This window comes from Iodobacter sp. (assembly GCF_025352645.1).
Classification (GTDB): domain Bacteria; phylum Pseudomonadota; class Gammaproteobacteria; order Burkholderiales; family Chitinibacteraceae; genus Iodobacter.
In genome coordinates this window covers 1-9754 of record NZ_JANXSO010000165.1, presented here as the reverse complement: position 1 = coordinate 9754, position 9754 = coordinate 1, and the positions used below count along the sequence as shown (strand labels likewise).

Sequence of the window (9754 nt, the reverse complement as noted above, 5' to 3'; positions counted from 1 at the left end):
ACGGCCAAGCGGGATTTGAGCTGCTGGCGGCGTTTACTCAGCGAAATGCCGCTAGGGTCTAGCTCGTAGCGGATCAGCACATCGGGCAGGTTGGCTACTTTAAACTGGCGGGTGAATTCACTAAACAGCGCATAGTCTTCGGCGGCAGGCATATCCAGCGGATAGGGGCCGGTGCTCGCCAAAGCCGCGCTTCTGAACATCACCGCCGGATGAATAAAGGCCGAGTTATTACGCATGGCGTGGCGAATCGCCGCGTGCTCGCTTGGATGGCGCAGCACAAATTGCTCGGCACCTGCTTGATTAACAAAGCTGGCCGCGCCGCCAACCAGCATCACATCGGGGTGCTTATCTAAAAAAGCGACTTGTTTGGCGAAGCGATCCGGCAGGTTTTCATCGCCGCAATCCAAGCGGGCAATCAGCTCGTAGCCTCGGGACGTAATCCACGTTAAGCCAGAATTAAGCGCGTGCTCAATGCCACGATTCACCGGTAAGTTTAAAAACCGCAGCTCGCCCTGTGCCTGAAACGCATTTCTGGCCGCCGTATGCTCGATCGGCGCACGCGTGCTGCCATCGTCCACCACCAGCACATCGCATTGCTCGCTGGGGGCGATGGAGGCTAAAGACTTAATCAGCCCGGCAGGATTATTAAAATGCGGTATCAGTAAAATAAGGCGTGTCATGTGTGCTTCTGTTTGTGCGAGTGCAGCTTCGCGTTTTAATTAACAATTGTAGGGCGGGTAGAACTTACTAAATCCCCCTCATCCCCCTTTGTAAAAGGGGGATTTGCTGTTTAATCCCACTTCCCCATCCCCAGCAGACGTTTGATTTTACGGGTGAAACTCACCGGCAGGGCGAAGCTGAGTGACGCTTTGCTGATTTTTACCAAAGATCGTGGTGTGTAATCAAAGTAGCGCCAGAGCAATTTAATCCGCATCGCCTGCTGCTGGCGGCGGCGGCTCATGGAAATCCCCCCGTCGTTATATTCGCTTTTAGTCAGCACCTCGGCCAGATTCGCAGTTTGGTAATGCGCTACAAAGCGCCAGAAATAGGCAAAGTCTTCCGCGGCTTTACAGTCAGTCGGATAAAGCCCCAGTATTTTTGCACCGGCGGCTTTAAACATCACGGTAGGATGGGTAAAGGCATTGTCGTCGTGCATTTGCCGCAGAATTTCGTCGTGCTTCTGTGGCTGATTAATCGTAAAACGATCCCCGCTGGCATCGAAAAATGTCACTGCACTGCCTAGTAAATACACCTCCGAGTGGCTGTCTAAAAAAGCCACTTGCTTGGCAAAGCGGTCCGGCGCGCATAGATCATCGCAATCTAAGCGGGCAATATACTCATAGCCCGCCTCAAGAATTGCCTGCAAGCCGGCATTGAGCGCATGCTCGATGCCCTGATTGTGTGGCAAATAAATAAAATGCAACTCGCCCTCCGCCTGCCAGGCTTTTGCACATGCCCCCTCATCGACCCGCTGCCTGCTACTGCCATCATCCACAATAAAAGCATCAATCTGCTCGTGTATACCCACAGACGCCAAAGACGCAGCTAGGCCCTGTGGATTATTAAAGTGCGGAATAAGTAAGGCAGTGCGGTTCATCGAAGCGCTTTGTGCAAAGAAAGGCGGCTATTTTAGCGGGTTTTGTGGCTGGGCGTGCTGAGGTGAAATGTAAATTGGGTAGATCGGTGTTTTTAGTTTGAGGGTGCGATTGGCATTTGCTTGCTGGGTTTAACGATTTAGGGAGTAGTGCCATATATTCTAGAGTGATTAGTTTTATGGTGAGTCTAAGCATAAAAAAATTGTATGGAATGCGGGGAGTAAACACATAATTACAGTCCTAATTGCTTATTTAATCTGTAGTTAATTGTATAAATTAATCTACCACTATTTGGATTTACCCAATGCGGCGTCGCTCATCTGCACGTTTACTGGTGTTATCACCAGAAAATCATATTTTACTATTTCACTTTGTATTCACAACGGGTGCCTTGGCAGGAAAGTCTCATTGGGCCACTCCTGGAGGGGGTGTTGAGGATAATGAGAGTTTTGCAGAAGCTGCTACCAGGGAGTTTGCTGAAGAAATTGGCCAACAAAATTACTCGATGAGCGAGGAAATTGCTCGGCTGGAATTTATGATGCAATTGCCGGATGGCGAATCTGTGATTTCTGATGAACGCTATTTTCTTGTGCGAATGGATAAAGTTGCTCCTAGCCAGGCGGCTTGGAGTGCATTAGAAATGGAAGTAATGAAGCAACACCGTTGGTGGACACTTGAGGAGTTAGCAACAACAAACGAAATTGTTTTTCCGGAAAACTTGCTGGATATTTTAAAAAGTAGAGTGCTATCAGTAGGCTAATAATGTCTTTAATTCTTTAAAAATAAATCAGCTGCGCTATCCCCCATTAAAAACCTTGGCCCCGTACCCAGATGGCGGGCTTGGTCGTCGCGGTTATACAGGCTGCATTTTTGTAGCGATAAACAGCCGCAGCCTATGCACGAATCCAATTGAGTTTGTAGTGCGCATAGTGCGTCAATTCTGGCTTGTAGCATGGGCCGCCAAGACTGCGATAGCTGCGCCCAGTCTTCAGACGTTGGTGTTCTTTGCTGGGGTAGGGAGGCCAGCGCGGCGGCGATGTCTTCTAGGCTTAGGCCGACATTTTGCGCCACGCGGATAAAAGCTACCCTGCGCAGCACTTCTCTTGGAAATTGCCGCGTTTGCCCACTGCTACGCACGCTGTTGATTAAGCCTTTGCTCTCATAAAAACGCAGCGCGCTGGCTTTTACGCCAGAGCGTTTGGCTAGGGTGCCAATGGATATCAGAGTGGTCATGCAAAATGCTCCAAAACACGCTTGACTTAAAGTTTATTTTAACTTGCATAGTGGCATGGCATTTAAATCTTAAGGAGTAGCCATCATGGAACAAGCGTATCTGGAGCATGCAAATATCACGGTGAGCGATCTGAACCGAGCCGTGCACTTTATTCTTACCGCCATCCCGCATTGGAAAATCCGCGGCAAGGGCAAGATGGATTGGTTTGGAGCGGAAATTGATTGGCTGCATATCGGCGATGATTTTGCTTATATCGCCTTGCAAAGTGGGGGAATAGGGGAGGCGCCTGGTTGGAAAACGCATCTAGTTGGCGTGAAGCACTTGGGTTTTGTGGTGCAGTCATTGGCGCAAACCAAGCAAGCTTTAGAAGCAGCAGGTTTTAGCTTGGATCATGATGGCGGCACAGCGGCTCATCGTGATAGCGCCTATTTTATGTTGGGCGAGGATATTCAGTTTGAGCTTGTTGAATACAGCTCAGATCAGCCCGCGCAACGTAATGAGTATGCTTAGCTGTTTTAGTAGCCTTATTTGCAACATGAGGGGGCCACCCTCATGCTGCAGCAAGCACTTATAATTTTCCTAGTCTTCCTGATCTATAGTCCGTCATTGCCTGTGAAATCTCTTCCTGCGAGTTCATCACAAACGGCCCGTATTGCACGATAGGCTCTTTCAGTGGCTGGCCTGCAAACACCAGTACGCGACTGGCGGCGGGGCTGTGGATGCGGATGCCGTCGCTCTCTGTATCATTGCTCAAAATCGCCAGTTGCTCGCTGGCAACCGCACTGCCTTCAAGCTCTACCACTCCGCGATAAACATAGATAAAGGCATTGTGCCCAGCAGGGATGGCTTGGGTAAATTCGCTGCCTGCAGGCAGATGCACATCTAAATACAGCGCTTGGGTGGCCGCTTTTTCAACCAACCCCTTGGTGCCGTGGCTTTCGCCTGCAATCACATGCACGGCTACACCCGCATCGGTAATAATGCTGGGTACGGTTTTAAAATCTTTGTACCAAGGCGAGCTCATTTTCTCGGCAGCGGGCAGGTTCAGCCACAGCTGAAAGCCTTCCATGCGGCCGTTTTCCTGCTCGGGCATTTCGGAATGCACTACGCCGCTGGCGGCGCTCATCCATTGCACACCGCCATTTTCCAGCAGGCCTTCGTGGCCTGCACTGTCTTTGTGGCGCATTTTGCCAGCAATCATATAGGTAACGGTTTCAAAGCCACGGTGCGGATGTTCTGGAAAACCCGCCAGATAATCCTGTGGATCATCGCTTTTAAACGCGTCCAACATCAAAAATGGGTCGAGCCTTTGTTGTAAAGACTGGGTTAATGCTCGATAAATTTTAACCCCCGCACCTTCCATAACCGGACGACCTTGTACTTTTCTTTCCAAAGTGCGGGGACGGGTGACAAGTTTGGTGTCCATGGTGGTTCTCCATTAATTAACTGTGCATATGAAACCCAAATCTTGAACCACAGAGGACACGGAGAGCACAGAGTTTCACGGAGAAGACCAAAGAGACTCAATAAAAAAAATAGCCAATATATTGAATGATCTACTGAGGTATTTTTATCTGTTTTTTCTCCATTTTTTGTTTTTAACTCCGTACTCTCTGTGTCCTCCGTGGTTCAAGATTTGGGTTTTGTGAGTTGTTTTGCCTTAAGCCACGGCGAGTTCGATTTCGCTGTGGGCTTGGCTGATGCCTTTGCTTTGCATCTCATCGCCCATATTCAAGCCTTCGGCGTAGATGAATTCCACATTGCTCATGCCTAAAAAGCCTAAAACCGTGCGCATATAGTCGGCAATGGTGTCGCTAGCTGTGCCGCGATGTACGCCGCCACGGGTAAGCACTACGTAAACCTGCTTGCCAGTAAGTAAACCTTCTGGGCCATTCGCACCGTATTTAAAGGTTACCCCTGCACGGGCAATCGCGTCGATCCAGTTTTTAAGCTGGGCGGTAATGCCAAAGTTATACATCGGTGCGGCAATGATAAGCGTGTCTGCGGCTTGTACTTCGGCGATCAGCGCATCACTTTTAGCAACGCTGGCGGCTTGGGCTGTGGTGCGTGCTTCAGCTGCGGTCATTAGTGCGCCTAAAGTGGCCTCGTCCAGCACGGGATGCGGATTGGTGGCTAGATCGCGTAACACCAGTTTTGAGCCTGTATGGCTGTTCAGTAGTTTTGTCGCCAGTACATTAGCCAGCTGTGTAGAGAAAGCACCGTTGCTGCGTGCGCTGGAGTTGATTTGTAAGATGTTCATGTTGGCTCTCTTGCTTGTTGTGTCTTGGAATGATGCTAATGTAATCCTATCTAACAATGGGCAGAAGTCCTTAAAATGGATAGTATTGTTCCATTGATGGAACAATGGTCGAGACGATGAAGATAGAAGCCAATGATCTGCTGTTATTTGCCCGAGTGACGGATGCAGGGAGTTTTACCCGCGCAGCAGAACGGATGGGGCTGCCTAAATCCACCGTATCGCGGCGGATTGCCAATATGGAAACGGCATTGGGCGAACGATTATTGCTGCGCAGCACCCGTAAATTGGTACTCACCGAGTTTGGCCAGCATGTGCTGGAGCATGCGCGGCAAATTGCCAGCGAGCTGGATGCGGCCGTGGCGTTGGTGCAGCATCGGCAAGCCGAGCCAAGCGGCCTACTGCGGCTGTCTTTACCTGGTGATTTTGCTGTTTTGGTGCTGGATAATTTTTTACAAGAATTTAGCCAGCGTTATCCGCAAATCCGCTTAGAGATCGATCTATCCCCACGCCGAGTAGATTTACTGGCAGAGAATTTTGATTTAGCGCTAAGGATGGGGGATTTACCGAGTGATGCCATGCTGGCTGCAAGGCGGATTGCGCTATTTAATGTGGGCCTATATGCATCGCAATGCTATGTGGCGGTGAATGGCTTACCCGATGGGCCGGAGCAATTAAATAGCCATCATACCTTGGCGATATTAAAAAGTAGCGGTGGCGCGCAGTCTTGGACTTTGCAAAAAGGCAAAGCCACGCAGCATATACAGCCACAGCCTAAGTTTTGCGCCAATTCACCACAATTACTGATCCGTATGGCCTGCCGTGGGCTGGGGATTGCGGCGGTTACCGAGTCTTTTGCTAAGCCTTATTTGGAGCGAGGCGAGTTGGTGCGCATCTTGCCCGATTGGTGCTTGCCCCCCGTGGCGGCTTGGGCGGTGTTCCCAGAGCGCCGCTTAATGCCTGCTAAAACACGGGTGTTTTTAGATCAGTTAGAGCGGGCTTTAAAGGCCTAGCAGCCTGTCGGGCTTAAGACGGCCCTACTGCGAAAGCACCGGATTTGGCCATATTCCGAGCTTTTTTTCGTTAAATAGCCCGCTATTCGCCTCAAAAAAACCTCAAAATCTGTCTCAAACTGGATGTTTTTTCGCTACGGACGCTTAAGTCAGACAGGTTGCTAGCAGCTAAAGCGTACCGCCGCTAGCCTCAGCGATTGCGCTAGCTCAGCATTATGATCTACCGCGATATTGATTTCTTTGGATGCAGAGAAAGAGCGCTCTGTCATCACTGCAATCAGCTGTACATTTACGGCAATCTCTTGACCAGCAGTATTTTGCTCGGCCAAGGCATCGGTAATTTTTGCCATGGCGTCCTTGGTTTCAGCGGCGCTTTGCTTAATCAAGATCAGCACTTCACTACTGCGGTTTGCATGCTCTAAAGCAAGCTCAGTTTGGCTTAAGCTATTACGCATATTGCTGGCTGCGGCGTGGGTGGTGCTGGCGATAGTACCTAGAGTTTCCTGAATTTCGCGCGTGGCTTGGGTGGTGCGCTCGGCAAGTTTTCTGACCTCATCGGCCACAACAGCAAAGCCGCGGCCTTGCTCCCCTGCTCTGGCGGCTTCGATGGCGGCATTTAAGGCGAGTAAATTAGTCTGCTCGGCAATATCTTGAATCACCCTTGCTACACGGCCAATGCTGGCACTGTGTTCTTCTAAATGGTTAACGGTTTCGGTGACGGTATGGGCGCTATCGGCCACAATTTGCATTTCTTTGGTGAGTTCATCTAAAGCCTGTGCGCCTTGCTCGGCGTGTTTGCCGGATGCGGTAGCAACTTCATAGGCGTAGCTTGAATAATCTTTAAGATGCGACATCCCCGTTGAAAGCTCTTCAACTGCAGCGGCCATACGCGCGGCGGCATCGCTTTGCTCTCCGGCAGATTCGTGTACTTCTTGGCTGCTGCTGCGGGTTTGTGCGGCATCAGTGGCAAGTTGGTTGGATGAGCTTTGGATGTTTTCTACCAAGGTGGCCAGTTGGGTGCGCATTGATTCCATTGCGCCTGCTAAGCTATTTCGCATATTGCTTGGCACATGTACGGGGGAGGCTAAATCGCCTTCTGCAATCCGCGTGGCTGCGGTACGCATATCACTTGGCTCGCCGCCTAAATCGTTGAGTAGCGAGCGCAAAATCCAGCCAGAAAGCAAGATGCCCGCCAAGGTGGCGATAAGCACAAATGCTGCGCCGCCATATATGGCGTGGTTATGGCTCTCTTTAAATGCCGCTAAATTTTCTTGGGCCACATTGAGCTGTAGTTGAATCAGTTTATCTACTGTAGCGGTAATGGGATCAACGCTTTGATAAAGCGTTGTGGCGGCATATTCATTGATGGCGGCAAAGTTGCTGCTGGCTAAGAGTTTTTCGAGTTGATCAAAGCTTGTAGCAGCGGGTAGCATATTTTTATCGGCAATCTCTACCAGCTTATTTTCCTCTGCCGTGAGCTCGGTGGCGTGATAGGTTTGCCATTGTTCTTTGATGGTTTTTCTGGCTATTTGGACGTTTTTTAAGCCATCTGCGGTATTCATACTGCCATTGGTTACTTTGTGTACCGTATCTACAATATTAATGGCATACATATCGGATACGGATTTGAGCTGCACTAAAGGCATCACTCGATCTGCAATGGTGGTTTGAAAGTTTTTAGATCCACTTTCTAAACAAGTAAGACTAAGCGCGGCTAACATTAAAATAATGCCGATTAGGCTGCCGGATAATAATATTAGCTTGTGCTTAACTTTCATTTTGTTCTCATTTAAAGTCAGAATGACCTTTAAAAGGTAGAACCGATTTGTTTAATGTAAAACAATTAATTAAGTAAGCTGATAAACGGGCAAGGATTTATTAGCATTTCGTGAAAGAGAAGTGAGTTTATATTGTTTATTTTTGTCAGAATTTAATCAGGCAGTGGACAGGAAGGCCTTGGATAAATCGCCTTCTGTCCCATTTTAGTTTAATGATTTTTTTGATATCTAAGAGAAGCAATTAATGAAATTATAATAAAGCCTGCGCCAATCAAACCAGTAACAACTTCATGAATTTCATGGAAAGTGCCAATAAACATAATAAAGGCTAATGCGCCAATAGCATAAAAAGCACCATGCTCTAAATATCTAAATTGATCCAAAGTCCCTTTTTCTACAAACATAATTGTTAGAGATCGCACAAACATTGCGCCAATGCCTAGGCCAATTGCAATAATAAAAATATTGTTAGATAGAGCAAATGCGCCAATGACACCATCAAAACTAAAACTGGCATCTAATACCTCTAAATACATAAAGGCAGAAAATCCTGTTCTTACTACGGCAGTTTGGCCGTGGTTTTCTTCACCACCTAATAAAGCGCCAAAGCCATCCACAATGATGTAGGTAATGATTCCTGTAATGGCCGCTAGAATAAAATCGAGTTGGCTATGATGGGCAAGTTGTGTGGAAATAAAATAAACAATAACTAAACAAAGACCAATTTCAATCCCGCCCATTTTCCCCATTTTAACTAAGGGTGATTCAATTATCGGTAGCCAATGTACTTCTTTGTTTTGGTCAAAAAAGAATTTTAAAAACACCAGCATTAAAAAAGCACCACCAAAGCCTGCCACAATAATATGCGAAGAGGTTAAAGTGGCTGCATATTGCTCAGGCTGCTGGATGGCCATGGTGAGTGCCGCCCAAGGGCTAAGCTGAGCAATCACCGCCACAATTAATACCGGAAAAATAACCCGCATGCCAAACACGGCAATTAACATGCCCCAGGTCATAAATCGTTTACGCCAGACGGCATCCATATCTTTTAAAACCGTGGCATTCACCACCGCATTATCAAAAGAGAGCGATACTTCTAATACCGATAAAATAGCGGCAATAAACATAGCCTTAGGGCCGCCCAAGGCGTAGGCGGCAGCGAGGCCCAGTAGCGTAATGATAAATGAGCTTTTAAAAAAGCGTAGGTGTGACAACATTGAGCGTCTCGGTATGTAAGGGATCTGTATTTCAATACTGAGATTTTAACAAGTGCATCATTACTTAGGGTAATTAAGATCTTTCACCTTGGTGGGTGCTCTGTAAGTAAGTTATAGGGGGCAAAGTTTGGAGCGGGTTAAAAAGCGCAAGCCTTCTGGCCCCTCTAAAGAAAACATCCCGCCGTGGCCGAGCACCACATCGATAATTAACTGAGTATGTTGCCAGTAAGCAAACTGCGCCGCCCCTATATAAAACGGCATGCCGCCTATATAGCCCAGTAGTACATCGCTATCACCAATAATCAATTCCCCAGCCTGAAAACACATCGGCGAGCTGCCATCGCAGCAGCCCCCTGATTGGTGAAACATCAGCTCACCATATTTGGCAGCCAGTTTGGCAATTAAATCTAGCGCAGCGGGTGTGGCGCTGACTTTGGCATCGTTAGCCATGTTTATTTCCATTTTTTAAGCGTAAGAATGGTTATGTGCGCTGCATTACGCGTGGGCACGAGGCCCCACCTGTAAAGGTCAAGGACATAGGTAACACTTTAGTCCACAGACATAGGTGACACTTTTCGCGTTAAAGTTAAGTAATCATTTTTTGCACCTGTTACCTGTCGCTCATCAAACGAACCTAGTCGAATCGGCCCAAAGTAAACG

The 9754-nt window shown here is 48.2% G+C and carries 11 protein-coding genes; 3 read left to right on the top strand and 8 right to left on the bottom strand.

Features of this window, described 5'->3' with window-relative positions:
* Window positions 1–680 (bottom strand): glycosyltransferase (locus tag Q0R17_RS18365; RefSeq protein WP_293937731.1); only part of this gene is annotated, 680 nt, incomplete at its 3' end.
* A 110-nt stretch (window positions 681–790) separates the two neighbouring features.
* The gene (locus Q0R17_RS18360; RefSeq protein WP_293937729.1) at window positions 791–1597 is read right to left on the bottom strand and encodes a glycosyltransferase; all 807 of its coding nucleotides are present in this window, start codon (window positions 1595–1597) and stop codon (window positions 791–793) included.
* A 302-nt stretch (window positions 1598–1899) separates the two neighbouring features.
* On the opposite strand from Q0R17_RS18360, the gene Q0R17_RS18355 reads away from it, so the two are divergent.
* Complete coding sequence (locus Q0R17_RS18355; RefSeq protein ID WP_293937727.1) at window positions 1900–2355, top strand: NUDIX hydrolase; 456 nt, start codon at window positions 1900–1902, stop codon at window positions 2353–2355.
* An 8-nt stretch (window positions 2356–2363) separates the two neighbouring features.
* Here the strand turns inward: Q0R17_RS18355 and soxR are convergent, their stop codons facing one another.
* A complete protein-coding gene (gene soxR, locus Q0R17_RS18350) occupies window positions 2364–2828 on the bottom strand; it encodes a redox-sensitive transcriptional activator SoxR (RefSeq protein ID WP_293937725.1) in 465 nt (154 codons plus the stop codon).
* A gap of 85 nt (window positions 2829–2913) precedes the next feature.
* Here soxR and Q0R17_RS18345 point away from each other — a divergent pair, with 85 nt between their 5' ends.
* Window positions 2914–3339, top strand: coding sequence for a VOC family protein (locus tag Q0R17_RS18345; protein ID WP_293937722.1), 426 nt, complete (start codon window positions 2914–2916; stop codon window positions 3337–3339).
* Between the two features lie 58 nt (window positions 3340–3397).
* Here Q0R17_RS18345 and Q0R17_RS18340 read toward each other — a convergent pair whose 3' ends face one another.
* Both Q0R17_RS18340 and Q0R17_RS18335 read right to left on the bottom strand, forming a co-directional pair.
* Window positions 3398–4255: a pirin family protein gene (locus Q0R17_RS18340; protein WP_293937720.1), complete on the bottom strand. Its 858-nt coding sequence runs from the start codon at window positions 4253–4255 to the stop codon at window positions 3398–3400.
* Between the two features lie 234 nt (window positions 4256–4489).
* Window positions 4490–5089 carry an FMN-dependent NADH-azoreductase gene (locus Q0R17_RS18335; protein ID WP_293937718.1) on the bottom strand — a complete coding sequence of 200 codons (600 nt, stop codon included), beginning with the start codon at window positions 5087–5089 and terminating at the stop codon, window positions 4490–4492.
* A 116-nt stretch (window positions 5090–5205) separates the two neighbouring features.
* Between Q0R17_RS18335 and Q0R17_RS18330 the strand changes: the two genes are divergently transcribed.
* Window positions 5206–6099: a LysR family transcriptional regulator gene (locus Q0R17_RS18330; protein WP_293937716.1), complete on the top strand. Its 894-nt coding sequence runs from the start codon at window positions 5206–5208 to the stop codon at window positions 6097–6099.
* Window positions 6100–6260: 161 nt separating this feature from the next.
* Here the strand turns inward: Q0R17_RS18330 and Q0R17_RS18325 are convergent, their stop codons facing one another.
* From Q0R17_RS18325 to Q0R17_RS18315, 3 genes are all read right to left on the bottom strand, one after another.
* Complete coding sequence (locus Q0R17_RS18325; RefSeq protein WP_293937714.1) at window positions 6261–7877, bottom strand: methyl-accepting chemotaxis protein; 1617 nt, start codon at window positions 7875–7877, stop codon at window positions 6261–6263.
* Between the two features lie 209 nt (window positions 7878–8086).
* A complete protein-coding gene (locus Q0R17_RS18320) occupies window positions 8087–9094 on the bottom strand; it encodes a DUF475 domain-containing protein (RefSeq protein WP_293937712.1) in 1008 nt (335 codons plus the stop codon).
* Window positions 9095–9205: 111 nt separating this feature from the next.
* Window positions 9206–9544, bottom strand: coding sequence for a DUF779 domain-containing protein (locus Q0R17_RS18315; RefSeq protein WP_293937710.1), 339 nt, complete (start codon window positions 9542–9544; stop codon window positions 9206–9208).
* Between the last annotated feature and the right edge of the window lie 210 nt (window positions 9545–9754).

Excerpts from the sequence above, each read along its gene's own strand:
- Q0R17_RS18360 (WP_293937729.1), bottom strand. The coding sequence starts at position 1,597 with ATGAACCGCACTGCCTTACTTATTCCGCACTTTAATAATCCACAGGGC.
- Q0R17_RS18355 (WP_293937727.1), top strand. The coding sequence starts at position 1,900 with ATGCGGCGTCGCTCATCTGCACGTTTACTGGTGTTATCACCAGAAAAT.
- soxR (WP_293937725.1), bottom strand. The coding sequence starts at position 2,828 with ATGACCACTCTGATATCCATTGGCACCCTAGCCAAACGCTCTGGCGTA.
- Q0R17_RS18345 (WP_293937722.1), top strand. The coding sequence starts at position 2,914 with ATGGAACAAGCGTATCTGGAGCATGCAAATATCACGGTGAGCGATCTG.
- Q0R17_RS18340 (WP_293937720.1), bottom strand. The coding sequence starts at position 4,255 with ATGGACACCAAACTTGTCACCCGTCCCCGCACTTTGGAAAGAAAAGTA.
- Q0R17_RS18335 (WP_293937718.1), bottom strand. The coding sequence starts at position 5,089 with ATGAACATCTTACAAATCAACTCCAGCGCACGCAGCAACGGTGCTTTC.
- Q0R17_RS18330 (WP_293937716.1), top strand. The coding sequence starts at position 5,206 with ATGAAGATAGAAGCCAATGATCTGCTGTTATTTGCCCGAGTGACGGAT.
- Q0R17_RS18325 (WP_293937714.1), bottom strand. The coding sequence starts at position 7,877 with ATGAAAGTTAAGCACAAGCTAATATTATTATCCGGCAGCCTAATCGGC.
- Q0R17_RS18320 (WP_293937712.1), bottom strand. The coding sequence starts at position 9,094 with ATGTTGTCACACCTACGCTTTTTTAAAAGCTCATTTATCATTACGCTA.
- Q0R17_RS18315 (WP_293937710.1), bottom strand. The coding sequence starts at position 9,544 with ATGGCTAACGATGCCAAAGTCAGCGCCACACCCGCTGCGCTAGATTTA.